This is a genomic window from Rathayibacter sp. CAU 1779, from assembly GCF_054551755.1.
In genome coordinates, this window is the sequence record NZ_JBTOLK010000001.1 from 197,754 (window position 1) to 213,279 (window position 15,526).

Here is a 15,526-nt window from a genome sequence, read left to right on the forward strand (position 1 = left end):
GCCTGTCATTCCCACCATGTGGACACGAGACGGATGCCCTCACGGTCGAGCGCATCACGCCAGCGGTCATCGCGCAGCAACCGCGCCTCCCACTCCCGGACGACTCCGGCAGGCCCCGGCACCGCACCGGGCGCCGACGGATGCAGGAACAGCTCGCTGACGCCATCCGGCAGCTCGGCGACGCGCTCGATCGTGCTGTCCAGCAGGGCGGCGTACTCGCCGAGCTCGTCGGCGCCGGCGTGATTGGTCAGAATCGCCTGCGGGATCCGCACCCCGAGTCCGTCGGCGTAGGTGACGGCGCGGGCATGGGCGTTCACGATCGGGCCGGGGAGGACGTCCCCGAAGTAGGATCGCGGATCCCGCGGGAGCCGGAACGCCAGCTTGTTCGCCGCACACCACCGCAGCGCGCCGGCCAGCCAGGACCGGCCGTTCAGGCCGTAGAGCGTTCCGGCATGCGAGTCGGCGGCGGTGGGGTCGAGGCCGCGAGAGTGCATCCAGTCCAGCTGGGCGTCGAGTTCGACGAACGCCTGCTCGGTGTCCGCCGTGGCGTCGAAGGCCGCCGAGTCGGCGAAGAGGAGGCCGTCGGCATCCGTCAGGCTCGGTAGGGCGGAGAGCGGATGCCACGCCATGCCCGCGTCCCGCGTCAGCGTCGCGTGCAGGTGCGGGGTGACACCGAGCGCGCGTGCGCCCTGCGCGGCACGCTCCGCGTCGTCCGACACCGCGATGAGCGTCGTGGCCGTGACGTGGCCGTCGGCGAGGAGTTCGAGGATCGTGTCGGTCGTCCCCGGGTCGCGTCCGAGATCGTCGGCGGTGATGACGAGGCTGCGGGTCATCGGTCGACGGGATTCTGGTCGTCGGCCGCGGGCACGTCGATCTCGACGTCGTTCGACTCGCTGGTTTCGGTCGAGGCGCCTGAGGTGATCGGTTGGTTGGCGGCGTCGGGGGTGACCGGTTCGTTGACGTCGGGAGTGACCGGTTTGTTGACGTCGGGAGTGACCGGTTCGTTGACGTCGGGGGCGTTCGGTTCCTCGGCGCCGGGAGCGCTCGGCCCGCCAGTGCATCCGCTGTGCTGGTCGGCCGTCGGCTGCGGCACTCGCACGAAGCGTGCCGCGATCGCGCCGACCGCCGCGAAGAGGAACGGGTACACGCAGAGATAGACGCGGAACGCGAATCCCGGATTCGATCCGGGGTCGTCTCCCGAGTTGTATCCGAAGAAGATGCCGAGCGAGGTGAGGGCAAGCCCGGTGACGATGCTGTTCAGTCGGCCGAAGAATCCGAACGCGGAGAGGAAAAGGCCCTCGCGGTGCTGACCGTGGGAGGCGGCATCCGCGTCGAGAACGCGAGCGGTGATGAGGTCGTTGGTGGCGAGCATCCCTGACCAGCCGGCTCCGACCAGCACGCCGGCGAGCAACGCGGTCACCAGGTTCGTCGCGAAGAACAGCGCCACGAAGCTGATCGCCAGCACGGCGAAGGCGAGTCGCCACGTCCACAGCGCACCCTTGCGTGCCACGACACGCGTCCAGACCGCCAGGCCACCGACTGCTATCAAGATGACCACGGCCTGCAGGTACAGCGCCTGCGAGACCGGCAGGCCGAGCGAGTACTTCACGTAGAGCTGGATGCCCGCCAGCACGATCGCCATCGCGATGCCGTAGCAGGCGCCGACGAGGCCGACCGTCCAGAACAGCCGGTTGCTCACGATGGACCAGATGCTCGACCAGAGCGGCGGGCGCAGGTCGGTGGAGTACCGCGGGTTCTCGCGAGCGCCGAGCGCCATGAAGACCACGACGGCGACGGCTATCACCGCGTACAGGATGGCCGTGATCCTGAATCCGCCGGTGGTCTCCTCCGTGCCGAACACGCTCGTGGTGAGCAACGGCGTCACGGCGAGCGAGAGCACGAGCGCGGCGAGCTGGAATCCCTGCCGCAGCCCGTTCGCCACCGCCCTGGTGCGTTCGTGCGGGAACAGTTCGGGCAGCAGCGCTCCGTAGTTGGCATTGATCATGGAGTCGAACGCCTCGCAGAGGATGGCGAACACCGCGAACCACACGATGAGTCCCATGCCGTGCAGCGAGGTGGGAGCGGAGAAGAACGCGATCATGCTCGCCGCCAAGAGCGGTGCCCCGACGACGAGCCACGGCCGCCTGCGACCGAAGCGGGTGCGGGTGCGATCGGAGAGGTAGCCGAGTACGGGGTTGTCGACGGCATCGATCACCGCGTAGATCGCCATCACGACGCCGTACGCGCGAACATCCAGCCCGAGGATGTCCACGTAGTAGAGGATCATCGACCCCTTGACCATGTTGATCGGGATCGAGGTGCCGAACATGCCGATGGCGTAGCGCCACGGCGGAGTCGCGCGAGGCGGCGCGGAAGTGGTGGGGGCCGACGACGTTGTCACGCGGGGCAGCATAGCCGGGCCCGGCATCGCGGCGACAAATCCGGTGAGGGCGCCGCCGGTTGCCACCGCAGGTTGCAGTTGCCGCTCGCTTCGCTCCCCAGCTCAACCAGCAGTGTCGGACGAGAGCGCCGACCGGATGCCCTCGGCAACGGCATCCGCTTCCTCCGCCGAGGCGTACGAGTGCCGCGGGCCGAGCCAGAAGCGGAGACCGTCGCCCCGGGACCGCGGGATGACGTGCAGGTGCAAGTGCGGCACGGACTGCGAGACCACATTGTTGACGATGAGGAGCGAGCCGTCGGCCTCCATCGCGGATTCGACGGCGCGCTCCAGCGCTTGGGAGGTGCGCACCCAGGCATCCGCGAGGCCGATCGGCAGCTCGTCGTACGTCTGCACATGCCGGGTCGGCACCATGAGCACGTGCCCCGCGAACACCGGGTGCGCGTCGAGGAACGCCACGAAGTCATCACTGCGGAACACCTCGCGAGCGGATGCCTCTCCCGCGACGATCGCGCAGAACGCGCACTTCTTCGTTGACCCTCGTTCCGTGTACGCAGCCCGTGACTCCGCCATCTCGTCCACCACCCCCGCCGCGAGACTAGACGTGCACGCCGAGACTGTGCGCGACGACACGAGTCTCGTCGCGCACATCTAGTCTCGATGGGGCATCGGCCGGGGTCAGGCGAGCACCTCGTCGAAGAAGTCGAGCTGCGCGCGCCAGCTGCGGGCATCCGCGAGGGGACGGAAACGGTCGCCCGGCACGGTGAACGCGTGCGGCGCCCCGCTGTACGTGACGACCTGCCAGTCGAGGCTCGGCACGGTGCGCAGCTCCTCCTGGAACGCGTGCACGTCGGAGTCCGGCACCGACGGGTCGGCGCCTCCGGTGAGGATCAGGACCTTGCCGCGGATGGCATCCGCATCGCTCGGATCGTGGGTGAGGAGCCTGCCGTGGAACGACACGACGCCGCGGATGTCGGCTCCCGTGCGCGCGAACTCGAGCGCTGCCGTGCCGCCGAAGCAGTATCCGATGACCACGATGCGCGACTCGTCCACCTGCGGAAGCTCGGCGAGCGTCTCGTACGCGGCCTGCACGCGGGCGCGCATGAGGCCGAGGTCCCGGTAGAAGCCGCCTGCGACGGACGGCGCCTCGTCTGCTGTCGGTCGCACGCCGGCACCGAAGACGTCGGCGACGAACGCGACGTATCCGAGGCGCGCCAGCATCTGGGCGCGCAGCTCCGCGTTGGGTCCGACGCCGAGCCAGTCGGGCACGATCAGAATGCCGGGCAGCGGCTCGTCGGCCGCCGCGTCGTGGGCGACGTATCCCTCGAGCTCCGTGCCATCGTGGCCGTACGTGATCGCGGATGCCTCGAGACGTGCGCCATCCGGGATGGGGATCCGCGCGAGCAACTCCTCGTGCGTGGCGGGCAGGTCGGTCATCGACGACTCCTCACATCCAACCGGGGCGCGTGCGAGCCTCAGGTTACGCCGCCGCGACACGATGAGGATCTCCGTCATGCACACCCGGAGCGCCCGGCGACCGTCGACGCCCTCGGGGCAGGCGACATAGCCTGAGCGCATGGCCGAGGAATACGCACACGAACCGGATGCCCACCGCTACACGCTGCGGGTCGACGGCCAGATCGCCAGCGTCGTCGAGTACAGCGTGCTCGGGGAAGCCCTGTCGATGACGCGCACCTTCACGAACCCCAACCTCCGCGGACGCGGACTCGCCGGCAAGATCGTTCAGTACGCGGTGGACGACGTGGAGAAGAACACCGACTTCCACATCGTTCCGATGTGCTGGTACGTCGCCCAATGGTTCGATGAGCACCCGGAGCGGGCCGATCTGCTGAAGGCACGCACGGCGTAGCCTCGCGGCATGGCCATCTCGCAGATCCTGCTGTTCTCCGTGCCCGTGTCTGATCCGGATCGCGCCCGCGACTTCTACGTCGACACCCTCGGGTTCACGCTCGTCGCCGACACGATGATGGGCGAGGATCAGCGCTGGATCCAGGTGGTCCCACCGGGCGCTGCGACCTCGATCACCCTCGTCACGTGGTTCGAGACGATGCCCTCCGGATCGCTGCGCGGCCTCGTGCTGGAAACGGATGACCTCGAGGACGACATCCACCGGCTCACCAAGCTGGGCGTCGCGTTCGACTCGGGCGTGGAGCGCGCGCCGTGGGGTCAGTACGCACAGTTCACGGATCCGGACGGCAACGGGATCATCCTGCAGCAGTCCGCTCCGCGCTGATCCGCCTGGCAGCCAGGGCCGTTCCTCCACCGAGGACGAGGCCGAGCAGCATGGCCACGCCGTGGGCATCCCACGACACCACCAGCACGATCGCGACGACCACCGAGATGCCCGCGCAGACGCGCACGAGCATGGTCGATCTCGACGAGGGGCGGGCGGCATCCCTCGTGCCGATCAGCAGCGCGAGCGCGAAGACACTGAACATCAGGCCGTCGTTCGCGAACGAGCTGCCGCCGCCGGGTCGGTCCCAGGCCACGGCGAGCAAGTTCAGCACGATCGACGGGACCACATACAGCGCTGTGGCGATCCACGGCCCCCAGATCCACGTGCCGAACGTCAGTGCCACCGCGACGACGAGCAGGTTGAAGATCGCGGCGACCTCACCGCCGTCCTGGGCGACGAGCGCCGTGAGGATGCGCCACCACTGACCGTCCGCGAGGATGGCGTGCGGATCGCGGGCGAGGGCATCCGGGATGGCGGGGATGACGGGCTGCAGCAGAGACGGCACCCCGATCACCACGACGAACACCAACGCCGGCCAGGGCACGGGACGAGTGCTGGGCAGCATCCGGATGCCGACGTTCACGAACATCGCGAGCACCAGCAGGTGCCCGACGATGCTGACGAGGCTCTCGCCCGACGTGTCCACGGATTCGAGGATGCCCACCTCTGCGGGTGCGGATCAAGTGCCTGCCGGTCGCCCGCACGCACGCCCGGTCGCCCGCATGCCCGCACGGCACGCACGCAAATGAGGGTCGCCGTGCTGCACGGCCGCCGCGACGGATCGCTTGCGGAGCCGCGCGGTTATCCTCGAAACGGCAGCCGCTGCACAAAGGAGTCCACCCATGCCGACCACTTCCGGCCGTTCCGCGCTCATCGCCGGATACGCCCGCACCCCTTTCGTCCGCTTCAACGGAAGCTTCGCCACGATTCCCGCACCCGCCCTCGGCGGACACGCGATCGCCGCTGCCCTGCGGCGCGCGGGCGTCGCCCCTGAGAGCGTCGACATCGTGCAGGGCGGACAGGTGGTGCAGGCCGGGGCGGGACAGAATCCGGCGCGGCAGGCGGCGGTGGCCGCCGGCATCCCGCTCACCGTTCCGGCGATCACGCTGAACGCGGTATGCCTCTCCGGCACCCTGGCCGTGGCACACGCGGCGCGGCTCATCGAGCACGGCGAGGCCGACATCGTGGTCGCCGTCGGCCAGGAGTCGATGTCGCTGGCGCCGCACGCGTGGGTCGGATCCCGCGCCGGCCAGAAGTACGGAGCGATCGAGTTCCTCGACACGCTCGAGCACGACGGCCTCTCCGACGCCTTCGAGCACATCTCCATGGGCGCCTCGACGGAGCAGTACAACGAGGTACTCGGCATCTCGCGCGAGGAGCAGGACGCCTTCGCAGCGAGCTCTCACCAGCGCCTTGCCGCATCCGTCGATTTCCTCGCCGGCGAGATCGAGCCGTACGAGATCTCGTCCCGCAAGGGATCGACGACCTACTCCGTGGACGACGGATTGCGCGCGGACACGACCGCGGAATCGCTCGCGTCCCTGCGTCCCGCGTTCGCCGGCAACGGCACGATCACGGCCGGCAACTCGTCGCAGATCACGGATGGCGCCGCCGCGATCGTGCTCGTCGGCGACGACGTCGACCTCTCGGTCGCGCCGCTCGCGCGGGTCGTCTCGCAGGCATTCGTCGCCGGACCGGACACGTCGCTGCACGCCCAGCCGTCGAACGCCATCGAGGCGGCGCTGAAAGCTGCTGGGCTTCAGGCATCCGACCTCGCCGCCGTCGAGATCAACGAGGCGTTCGCTGCGGTCGCGGTGCACTCGACCAGGCAGCTGGGCATCGACCCCGCCATCGTGAACGCGCACGGCGGGGCGATCGCGATGGGGCATCCGATCGGGGCATCCGGTGCACGTATCGTCGGGCACCTTGCACGGCGACTGCAGGCTGCCGGATCCGGAAGCCACGGGGCCGTCGGCATCTGCGGCGGCGGCGGCCAGGGCGCATCCGTGGTGCTGCAGGCTGTGTAGTGAGCCGGGCCGGCTCAGCGAGCGGGGCGAGTCGTAGACGCCTGTCGCCACGTCCCGCGACGCTGAGTCGCCGCCAGCTCAAAGCGTTCCGTGTGCCGCCCAGAGCTCGGCGGCACGGTCGGCGGCGTCTGCGATGAGCTGATGGAGCTCCGGCCGGTCGGGCACGCGGAACGAGACGTAGGCGCCGCGTCCACCGGTGACCGGACGTCCGTAGGCCTTCGCCGCGAGACCGCCGCCCGGCAGCAGTCGCACGGTGATGCTCTCCAGCTCGAACTCCTCGTCACGGCGCGTGTCCCGCCAGCGGAGCTCCTCCGGGACGACCACGTTGATCGCGAGTGCGCCAACCTGAGGCGTGTCCGCGGCGTCCGCATCCGTCCCCATCATCTCTTCATCGTGCCCCAGCAACCGAGGCGCCGACAGGACATCCAGCTGGAAACCTGCCAGCCGGGCATGTTTTCAGCAGGAGAGCCCGATCCGTCATGTCGACGAAAGGTCCATGGACTCCGGATCGGTCAGCCGTTGAGAGTGGTGCCGACGAGGCGGCGCAGCTCGATGATGCCGCTATCGGACCAGCGGGTGGGGTGCACACGGTTGGTGAGCAACGTCCAGGCGCGGCCGGTCTCGAAGTCGATCCAGATCCCGGTGCCGGTGAAGCCGCTGTGGCCGATGGTCTGATCGCTGCACGTCTCGCCGCCCGACCATCCGTCGTAGGTGTGCTCCCACCCGTAGGTACGGCGAGGGCCGACCGCGGTGCGCATCAGTGCGATGGCCTCGGGCGTCGCGCCCGATCCGTCGAGCAGACCGCGAGCGAAGGCGAGGAGGGATGCCGCGGTGCCGAACAGTCCGGCATGCCCGGCGCCCTGCAGCGCGGCCGCGTTCTCGTCGTGCACGGTGCCGACGAGCATCCGTCGTCGCCACGGGCAGTACTCGGTGGCCGCCGCCACAGATGGATCTGCAGACCACGCGAAGCCCCGGCCGGGATCGAGGTCTCGGATGTGGATGTCCCGGGGTCCGCCATCCGGACCCGTGCCGGCGCCCGCCGCCGATCCCGCGAGTCGCTCGAGCACGAACCCCAGCAGCATGTAGTTGAGGTCGGAGTACACCGGCTCGCCGTGCGGCCAGTCCCGCTGGATGACGAATGCGCGGAGCTGGTCGGGATCCGTGCCGTACGTATAGACAGGGAATGTGGCCGGCAGCCCGCTCGCGTGCGTGAGGCAGTCGCGGAGGGTGATGCGGCGCTGCCAGGCGTCCGGGTCGAACTGGCGCAACTCCGTCAGCACTTGCGTCACCGGAGCGTCGAGGTCGAGGATGCCTGCGCTTGCGGCATCCAGGATGCGCGGCGTCGTGAACACCACCTTCGTCACCGACGCCAGGTCGAACCAGGTCTCGGTGGTCATCGGCCGCTCCTCCGGCACGCGCTGCGCCAGGCCGAAGGCTCTGGTCGTCACGCCGCCTTCGGGATCGAGCACGCCGAGCACGGCGCCGGGGATCCGACCGCCTTCGACCCAGTCCGCGACGAGTCGCGACGCGTCGGCGAACCGTCCGTCGACCTCGGCGGAAGCGTCCGCGGACGCGTAGGCACCGTGCTCCCCCGCCCCGATATTCGCTGCGCCGGTCTCCCCCGTTGGCTGCTGTGCGGTCATTCCCCGGTCTCCCCGTCGATCAGCTCGCGGGCGATGTCGAGATGCCCGAGGTGCCGCGAATACTCCTGCACAACGTACGTGAGAATCCAGCGCAGCGTCGGGAGCGGCTGGTCGTCGTCGCCCGTGTACTTGCCGCCGAGGTGCGCGCGTTCGTCCAGGTCGTGCTCGGCGACGATGCGGCGCGTGGCCTCACCCCCCGTGCGCAGCGTGTCGAGCACCTCAGCGACGGTGAGCCCAGCCGGTACCCGCCAGGATCCGCTGTCGTCGGCGTCCGGATACGGATCCTGCAGTGCCTCGCCCAGGAACGACCAGCGCAGCCAGCGACGCTCCATCGCCGCGAGGTGCCAGGCCAGCTCGATCATCGACCAGCCGGACGGGATGACGGAGGTGCTGGCATCCGCGTCGCTCAGTGCCTGCAGCTTGCGGCCGACCGCACTCCTGTCGTAGTCGAGGAAGCCGACGAGGATGTCACGCTCGTCGGCGAGCGCTCGGTTGGGCTTGTCGACGCGATCGGCCATACCGGCAGGGTATGCCGCGGCGGCGATGTCCGGCGCGCCGCACGATGTCGACCTCACGTTCCGGCGACGGCGGGCGTCTGCACAATGAAAGAGGAACGCACAGGAGGAGTCGCTCATGGACATCCGTCACGCAACCGTCACGGCACCGCAGATCTCAGAGCACATCGGCGAGGTCACCATCGTCGCCGACGGGGATGCCGTGACCGGGATCTACTACCCGGGGCACTGGACGAAGCCGGACCGATCGGCGTTCGGGCCGGAGGTGGGTGCTGGATCCGATCCGGTGATCCGGGAGGCTGTCGTGCAGCTGCACGACTATCTGGATGGCACGCGCGCCACGCTCGACTTCGCCATGCGCGCGAAGGGCAGCGACTTCGAGGAGCGGGTGTGGGGCATCCTTCGCGGTATCCCGTTCGGCGAGACGATCACGTACGGCGAGATCGCGGAACAGCTCGGTGACCGGAACCTCGCGCGGATGGTCGGCCAGGCCGTCGGCCACAACCCGCTGTCCATCGCGGTGCCGTGCCACCGCGTGGTCGGCGCGAGCGGCAGCCTCACCGGATACGCGGGCGGGCTTGAACGCAAGCGATTCCTGCTCGGACTCGAGGGGGCACTCGAGGAGGCGGGGCCGACGCTGTTCTGAGGCACGTCCGTGCCGCCGTTCGGGAGCGCCGTTCGGGAAACAGGAACGGGCGCGGTCGGGCGGAGAAACACGCACCCTCGCGCGGAGAAACGGGCACTCTCGCGCGGAGGAACGGGCACTCTCGCGCGGAGAGACGCGCACGGTCGGGCGGAGGAACCGGCACTCTCGAGGGGAGGAACGCGCACGGTCGGGGAGCGCTAGTTGTTGCCCTTCGAGCAGGTCTGGGTGGCGGCCGTCTGACCCTTGACGTCGTCCGGCAGGGCGACCGGGGTGCCGGACGGCTGCGCGGCAGCGGTCGACGTGCCGATGGTACCGCTCGACGCGTCGGAACTCCCGGTAGACGTGCCGGAGCCGGCGGACGCGTCCGAAGGGGCCGGCGCATCCGTCGACGTCACGGATCCGACGCCGGTGCCGCCGGTGAGCTGCAGCGGCTGGTCCGCCTTGATCGCCGCCATGAGAGTGTCGGCCGACGAATGATCGGCCACCACCTTGCCGGGGTAGTCCGAGTCGCTTCCCACCGGGTACTGCACGAACACGATGTTGTCGTACTGCAGGTCTTTGGCCGCCATGGCGATCTGGTACAGCGTTGTGACGTTGTTGAGCGAGTCGGACCATTTGATGTTCTGCAGCGCCGCCTTCGCGAGCCCCCACACTTTCACGGGGTTGGTCAACGTGGATTTCGTCATCACGGTGCGCACCAGTGACGACAGGAAGACCTGCGTGTTGCTGATGCGGCCGAGATCGGATCCGTCGCCCACGCCGTAGCGCGTGCGCAGGAATTCCGCCGCCTGCATGCCGGAGAGCACGGAGGTGCCGTCCGGCAGGTCGAGGTTCGTGTGCTCGTCGTGAATGCCGCCGTCCGTGATGCAGACCGGCACGCCGCCGACGGCATCCGACATGGCGACGACGCCGTTGAAGTTCACGACGCCGGCGAACGGAATGTCCACTCCGGTGAGCTGCTCGATGGTCAGCACTGTGCAGGCGAGTCCGCCATCCGAGAGCGTCGTGTTCAACGGCTGGAACGACATGGCACTGTTCCAGCCGCCCTCGCCGTCAGGGCATTTCGGGATGGCGAGCATGAGGTCGCGCGGAAAGCTCACGACGACGGCGTGCGTGTGGTCCTGCGACAGGTGCACGAGCATCGTCACGTCGTTCAGGCCCTCGCCTGAGCTGTCGTCTGTGGTGCCCCAGGCGCCGCCCTGGTCCGTGCGGGTGTCGGTGGCCGCGAGCAGGATGTTCACGCCGCCCTCGAGCGCGCCGATGTCGGGGACCGCGCCGAGCTTCTCCTCGCCGACCAGATGCACCGACGGCTTCACGTCCGCCACGAGGTTCGCCGCGGCGACACCGCCGATGCCCAGAACGCTGATCAGGCCGACCGCGGCGACGGATGCGACCACCTTGCCGACAGTCGCCCACGGTCTGCGATGCAGCCTCCCGTGCCTGGCGATGGTGCGCAGCGGCACCGGCCCGGATGCCCGGGGCTGACGCTCTGCGACGACTCGCGTTGCCGCGCGTCGCGATTCGGCAGGCGCGCCGGCATCGTGCCCGGCGCCGTACGACGACGCCGGGGGCTGGCCTCCGGTGCGGCGCGGGCCGGGCTGGTCTCGGCGTGCGCTCCGTGATCCTGCCACCGGTCCACCCTAGGGGCTCGCGGGCATCGCAGTTAACTCGGTCGCCATCGATCGAGTTCGTCGAAACGCACCGCGGGTTGAGCTCAGCCGGCATGGGCGGCGTCACTCGTACCGGAGCGCCTCGATCGGATTCAGCCTGGACGCCCGACGCGCCGGCAGCGTTCCGGCGAGGAAGCTGATCGCCATCACCACGATGATGATCGTCGCCACCGACGACACCGAGAACTGCAGCAGATGCAGCCCCGGCAGATCCGACAGCAGCGTCGCCGACAGGCGGTTGCTGATCAATGTGCCGAGCCCGATCGCGATCAGGGCACCGATCGCGCTGCCGAGGAGTCCGATGAACACGGCCTCCAGACTGAACAGGGCGAAGACGCGCCCGCTCCCCATGCCCATGGCCTTCATCAGGCCGATCTCGCGGGTGCGCTCCTGCACGCTCATCAGGAGCGTGTTCACGATGCCGAATCCGGCGGCGATGAGCGCGATCACTGCGAACGCGTCGAGCACTCCGACGATCCCGTTGATCACGGTGAGCAGGCTGCCCAGCTGGTCGTCGACGGTCTGACCCGTGAAGCCGGCAGCCTTCAGGTCTGCCTTGATCTGCGCGATCTGCTGGGGAGTGGCATCCGTGGCGATGGTCGCTGTCGCGCTGCCGTAGGTCGTGGTGACGCTGGCCGGTTTTCCGGTGTTCTGCGCGTCGACGAGACCCGTTCGAAGCGCGTCGTTCACGGACGCTCCTGAGGCGAAGAGCGTGGCGTTCTGAATCCCGACAACCGTTGCCGTGACCTGGCGCATGTCGCCGAGATAGTCGCGGATGCCGATGGTCACGGTCGTGCCGACCGCGTCCTTCGCGGATCCGAGACCGAGGTTGTGCAGGTAGGTGGTGGGCAGCACGATCTGGTTCTCGGATGTGCTGTTGCTCAGCTGGCTGCCTGCAGCGAGATCCGCCTTGGCGTCGCGCAGCATGTTCATCGACAGCACCCACTTGCCGTTGTCGTCGTAGCTGATCCACGACGGCGTCACGGACGTGTTGCCGGAGACGGACTGGATGCCGTCCACCTGCTTGACCTTGGCGATGTCGTCGGCGGTGAGCACCTGGGTGGCTCCCGCGGCGGCGGCCGGGCCGCCGCCTCCGCCCGATCGACTCGCGCTGTCGGTGCTCGCGTCGTACTTCTTCGGTCCGGATCCGGTCGACGACTGCGCGGTCGCCGCCTTGGTCACCGTGATGCTGTCGCTGGATCCGATGGCCGCCACCTGGGTGGTGATGTAGCTCGACACCCCCGTGCCGATGGCGGAGGTGAGGGTGAGAGTGAACGCGCCGATGAAGATGGCGATCACCGTGAGAGTCGTACGCAGCTTGCTGCGGAACGTGTTCGCGACCGCGGATGCGATCAGGTCACCGGTCTTCACGCCGCCACCTCCGAGAGATCCGAGATGCGTCCGTCGCGCATCGTGATGCTGCGCTCGCAGCGGGATGCCAGGTCGGCGTCGTGTGTGACGATCACGAGTGTGATCCCCTGCTCCCGGTGGAGGCCGAAGAGCATGCCCTCCACCTCGGCACCGGTGGAGGAGTCGAGGTTGCCGGTCGGCTCGTCCGCGAAGATGACCTTCGGCTCGTTGACGAGTGCGCGGGCGATCACGACGCGCTGCTTCTGGCCACCGGAGAGGTCGTTGGCGCGGTTGCGCGCCTTGTCCGCGATTCCGAGCCGGTCGAGTGCCTCCATGGCGCGGCGCTTGCGCTGCGACCTGGACACGCCGGCGATCACGAGCGGCAGCGACACGTTGTCGAGCACGCTGGCGTGCGCGTTGAGGAAGAACTGCTGGAAGACGAAGCCGAACTCCTTGTTGCGCAGGCGGCCCAGCTCACTGCCGCGCACGTCCTCGGCATCCCTGCCGTCGACGAGCACGGAGCCCGACGTCGGCCGATCCAACAGTGCGAGCAGGTGCATCATGGTCGATTTGCCCGATCCGCTCTTGCCGACGATGGCGAGGCTCTCCCCCGCCACCACGCTGAGCGACACTCCGCGAAGGGCCTCGAAGCGGTCTGCGCCGCTCCCGTATGCCCGCCGGAGGTCGCGGGCTTCCAGTACCGCTGACATGCTGTCCGTTCTCTCTCGTGCGGCCGGCATCCGGACGCCAGGGGCGCCACTCGGCCGGACGACGCACAGCGCGCCGAGTCCCGCACTTCCAGTGTCGACAGCAGGCGGTTGCGAGGCGTCCCGCCGTCGTGGGCTCTTCGCTACCGCGTTCGCGGTATCCGGATGCCCGCCGCGGTGGGATGCCACGCGCAACGCACTGAGCGATGCTTGGGTGTGGAAAGCTGCGGCCGCACGGCCTCGCGCGAACCCGCGCATGGCATCCGGCCACCATCGAGCGGAACCACGACCGAGCGGAACGGAGAACGGATGCCCGCACCCACCAGACCTCTCCGCGCTCGCGACATCGTGGTGGACGTGCTCGTCTTCGTGGTCGTGTGCCTTGCGTCGTTCGTTCCCGCCGGCCGCGGCGACGTCGCCCAGGATTCGGTCACACAACACGGACTGCTCGTGCTGCCGTACATGGCGGTCGCCGGTCTCGTGCTGTTCGCCCGCCGCCGGCTTCCGGTCGTCGCACTCGTGTGCTGCGCGCTCATCGCGATGGTCGCGCCGCTGCTCGGCGCCCCTCACTCGGCGGGACTGACGGTGCCGGTCGCGATCGCGATGTATTCGGTGGCCCGCTACAGCTCACGCGCGCTGACGGTCGGCTTCGCGGTCGCCCTCATCGTTCTGCTTCCGCTCGAAGCGCTGCTGATCGCGGGCACCGGGTTCGGCGCCGGCGATGTGACCGAGCCTGCAACGCTGCAGCCCGCGGTGCTCGTCGCGTTCGCCGCGGCGCTGGGGTCGGCGATCCGGTCGTACTTCGACGCGCTGGAGTCGGCAAGGGAACGCGCGCGCCGCGCCGAGGAATCCCGTGAGGCGGAGGCCCGCCGCCGGGTCGCTGAGGACCGGCTGGCGATCGCCCGCGACCTGCACGATTCGGTCGCTCACCGCATCGCCGTGATCAACCTGCAGGCCGGTGTCGCGGCACGGGCGCTGCGCAGCGATCCGGATGAGGCCGAGGCCGCCGTCGCCATCGTCGGTGACGCGGCCCGCAACGTGCTCACCGAGTTGAACGACATGCTCGGACTGCTGCGCAGCTCCGCCGACCGCGACATCGTCGACGAGCCCGACTTCGAACGCGTCGAAGGGTTGCTGGCGTTATTCGCACGCAGCGGGCTCAGGGTGAAGGTGCACGTCGCGGGCGATCCGTATCCGCTGGACGCACGCGTCGGTCCGATCGCCTACCGGGTCGTGCAGGAAGCGCTGACGAACGCGTACAAGCACGGTCGCGACCGCACGGCCGAGCTCGAGCTGACCTATTCGGATGACGGGCTCACCATCCGCGTCACGAACCCCGTGACGGATGCCGCAGCCACGGCGTCCGCATCCTCCTCCGGCACGGCTTCGACCGGACACGGTCTCGTCGGCATGCGGGAGCGACTCTCCGAGGTCGGCGGAACTCTGACCTTGGACCGCACGGGCACGGGGTTCGAGCTGACCGCCATGCTTCCCGGGAGCCCGACCGGCGCGATGGACGCGGTCGCCACGGTGGACGACACGATCCTCGACGAGGATGCACGGGAACGCGACGAGGGGGTGCGGCATGATCCGGGTGCTGATCGCTGACGACCAGGCGCTCATCCGTTCCGCGGTCGCGGGGCTCCTCAGGCACGAGGACGACCTCGAGGTGGTGGGCGAGGCATCCGATGGTGCGGAGGCGGTCGCGGTCGCGCGGCGCGAGCATCCGGATGTCGTGGTCATGGACCTGCGCATGCCGGGCACCGACGGGATCGCCGCCACCCGCGCCATCCGCGCCGACGCGACCCTGGACTCCACCCGGGTGCTCGTGCTCACCACGTTCGAGGACGAGGAGAACGTGCTTGCGGCGCTGCGTGCCGGGGCCGCCGGATTCCTCGGGAAGGGTGCGGACCCGGCCGACATCGTGCGCGCGATCCGCACCGTCCACGCCGGCGACGAGCTGCTGTCGCCGGTGGCGACCAGGACGCTCATCAGGCGGTCGCTTCAGGCACCGGCATCCGGCCCGACGCGCTCACTGCCGCCGGACCTCACCGAGCGCGAGACGGAGATCCTGGCGCTGGTGGGCAGAGGGCTCTCGAACGACGAGATCGCGCAGAGCCTCTTCATCTCACCGTCGACGGCGAAGACCCATGTCAACCGCGCGATGACGAAGCTCGACGCCCACGATCGGGCGCAACTCGTGATCGCCGCATACGAATCCGGATTGATCGCACCCGGCACGGAGTGATCGGAGGGGCTGTCGGTCCGCGGGCCGCAGGCCGACATGACCCTCGAGCTGGTGTCTCGTGTTGT

At 69.2% G+C, this 15,526-nt stretch carries 17 protein-coding genes; 6 read left to right on the forward strand and 11 right to left on the reverse strand.

All coding sequences use genetic code 11. The annotated features are described in order from the left end of the window. Positions 1–5: 5 nt before the first annotated feature. From ACX9R5_RS00885 to ACX9R5_RS00900, 4 genes are all read right to left on the reverse strand, one after another. Positions 6–833, reverse strand: a complete 828-nt coding sequence (locus ACX9R5_RS00885) for a ChbG/HpnK family deacetylase (RefSeq protein ID WP_459407122.1) — start codon at positions 831–833, stop codon at positions 6–8. After that, a complete protein-coding gene (locus ACX9R5_RS00890) occupies positions 830–2,401 on the reverse strand; it encodes an MFS transporter (protein ID WP_459407123.1) in 1,572 nt (523 codons plus the stop codon). The genes ACX9R5_RS00885 and ACX9R5_RS00890 overlap by 4 nt, the downstream gene beginning before the upstream one ends. Before the next feature lie 102 nt (positions 2,402–2,503). Beyond that, the gene (locus ACX9R5_RS00895) at positions 2,504–2,971 is read right to left on the reverse strand and encodes an HIT family protein (protein WP_459407124.1); all 468 of its coding nucleotides are present in this window, start codon (positions 2,969–2,971) and stop codon (positions 2,504–2,506) included. A 105-nt stretch (positions 2,972–3,076) separates the two neighbouring features. Beyond that, positions 3,077–3,835: a dienelactone hydrolase family protein gene (locus ACX9R5_RS00900; protein WP_459407125.1), complete on the reverse strand. Its 759-nt coding sequence runs from the start codon at positions 3,833–3,835 to the stop codon at positions 3,077–3,079. 139 nt (positions 3,836–3,974) lie between these two features. On the opposite strand from ACX9R5_RS00900, the gene ACX9R5_RS00905 reads away from it, so the two are divergent. Next, the gene (locus ACX9R5_RS00905) at positions 3,975–4,268 is read left to right on the forward strand and encodes a GNAT family N-acetyltransferase (protein ID WP_459407126.1); all 294 of its coding nucleotides are present in this window, start codon (positions 3,975–3,977) and stop codon (positions 4,266–4,268) included. Positions 4,269–4,277: 9 nt separating this feature from the next. After that, positions 4,278–4,652: a VOC family protein gene (locus ACX9R5_RS00910; RefSeq protein WP_459407127.1), complete on the forward strand. Its 375-nt coding sequence runs from the start codon at positions 4,278–4,280 to the stop codon at positions 4,650–4,652. Here ACX9R5_RS00910 and ACX9R5_RS00915 read toward each other — a convergent pair. Continuing rightward, on the reverse strand, positions 4,624–5,301 hold the full coding sequence (locus ACX9R5_RS00915; protein ID WP_459407128.1) for a hypothetical protein: 678 nt from the start codon (positions 5,299–5,301) through the stop codon (positions 4,624–4,626). The two genes, ACX9R5_RS00910 and ACX9R5_RS00915, sit on opposite strands and share 29 nt — an antisense overlap. Before the next feature lie 196 nt (positions 5,302–5,497). Between ACX9R5_RS00915 and ACX9R5_RS00920 the strand changes: the two genes are divergently transcribed. Next, positions 5,498–6,682, forward strand: coding sequence for an acetyl-CoA C-acyltransferase (locus ACX9R5_RS00920; protein WP_459407129.1), 1,185 nt, complete (start codon positions 5,498–5,500; stop codon positions 6,680–6,682). A 78-nt stretch (positions 6,683–6,760) separates the two neighbouring features. On the opposite strand, the gene ACX9R5_RS00925 is transcribed toward ACX9R5_RS00920, so the two are convergent. The 3 genes from ACX9R5_RS00925 to ACX9R5_RS00935 all read right to left on the reverse strand — a co-directional run bounded on the left by ACX9R5_RS00925 (position 6,761) and on the right by ACX9R5_RS00935 (position 8,843). Continuing rightward, a complete protein-coding gene (locus ACX9R5_RS00925) occupies positions 6,761–7,066 on the reverse strand; it encodes a hypothetical protein (protein ID WP_459407130.1) in 306 nt (101 codons plus the stop codon). A 128-nt stretch (positions 7,067–7,194) separates the two neighbouring features. Further along, a complete protein-coding gene (locus ACX9R5_RS00930) occupies positions 7,195–8,325 on the reverse strand; it encodes a serine hydrolase domain-containing protein (protein ID WP_459407131.1) in 1,131 nt (376 codons plus the stop codon). Beyond that, positions 8,322–8,843, reverse strand: a complete 522-nt coding sequence (locus ACX9R5_RS00935) for a DinB family protein (protein ID WP_459407132.1) — start codon at positions 8,841–8,843, stop codon at positions 8,322–8,324. Before ACX9R5_RS00935 ends, ACX9R5_RS00930 begins: the two co-directional genes overlap by 4 nt. A 115-nt stretch (positions 8,844–8,958) precedes the next feature. On the opposite strand from ACX9R5_RS00935, the gene ACX9R5_RS00940 reads away from it, so the two are divergent. Next, positions 8,959–9,486, forward strand: coding sequence for a methylated-DNA--[protein]-cysteine S-methyltransferase (locus tag ACX9R5_RS00940; protein WP_459407133.1), 528 nt, complete (start codon positions 8,959–8,961; stop codon positions 9,484–9,486). A 197-nt stretch (positions 9,487–9,683) separates the two neighbouring features. On the opposite strand, the gene ACX9R5_RS00945 is transcribed toward ACX9R5_RS00940, so the two are convergent. The 3 genes from ACX9R5_RS00945 to ACX9R5_RS00955 all read right to left on the reverse strand — a co-directional run bounded on the left by ACX9R5_RS00945 (position 9,684) and on the right by ACX9R5_RS00955 (position 13,216). Next, positions 9,684–11,117, reverse strand: a complete 1,434-nt coding sequence (locus tag ACX9R5_RS00945) for an LCP family protein (protein WP_459407134.1) — start codon at positions 11,115–11,117, stop codon at positions 9,684–9,686. A gap of 102 nt (positions 11,118–11,219) precedes the next feature. Next, a complete protein-coding gene (locus ACX9R5_RS00950; RefSeq protein ID WP_459407135.1) occupies positions 11,220–12,527 on the reverse strand; it encodes an ABC transporter permease in 1,308 nt (435 codons plus the stop codon). Next, entirely contained in the window at positions 12,524–13,216 is a 693-nt protein-coding gene (locus ACX9R5_RS00955) for an ABC transporter ATP-binding protein (RefSeq protein ID WP_459407136.1), read from the reverse strand. Before ACX9R5_RS00955 ends, ACX9R5_RS00950 begins: the two co-directional genes overlap by 4 nt. Positions 13,217–13,522: 306 nt before the next feature. Between ACX9R5_RS00955 and ACX9R5_RS00960 the strand changes: the two genes are divergently transcribed. Both ACX9R5_RS00960 and ACX9R5_RS00965 read left to right on the forward strand, forming a co-directional pair. Further along, positions 13,523–14,821: a sensor histidine kinase gene (locus ACX9R5_RS00960; protein ID WP_459407137.1), complete on the forward strand. Its 1,299-nt coding sequence runs from the start codon at positions 13,523–13,525 to the stop codon at positions 14,819–14,821. Then, a complete protein-coding gene (locus ACX9R5_RS00965; RefSeq protein ID WP_459407138.1) occupies positions 14,799–15,461 on the forward strand; it encodes a response regulator transcription factor in 663 nt (220 codons plus the stop codon). Before ACX9R5_RS00960 ends, ACX9R5_RS00965 begins: the two co-directional genes overlap by 23 nt. Positions 15,462–15,526 lie beyond the last annotated feature (65 nt).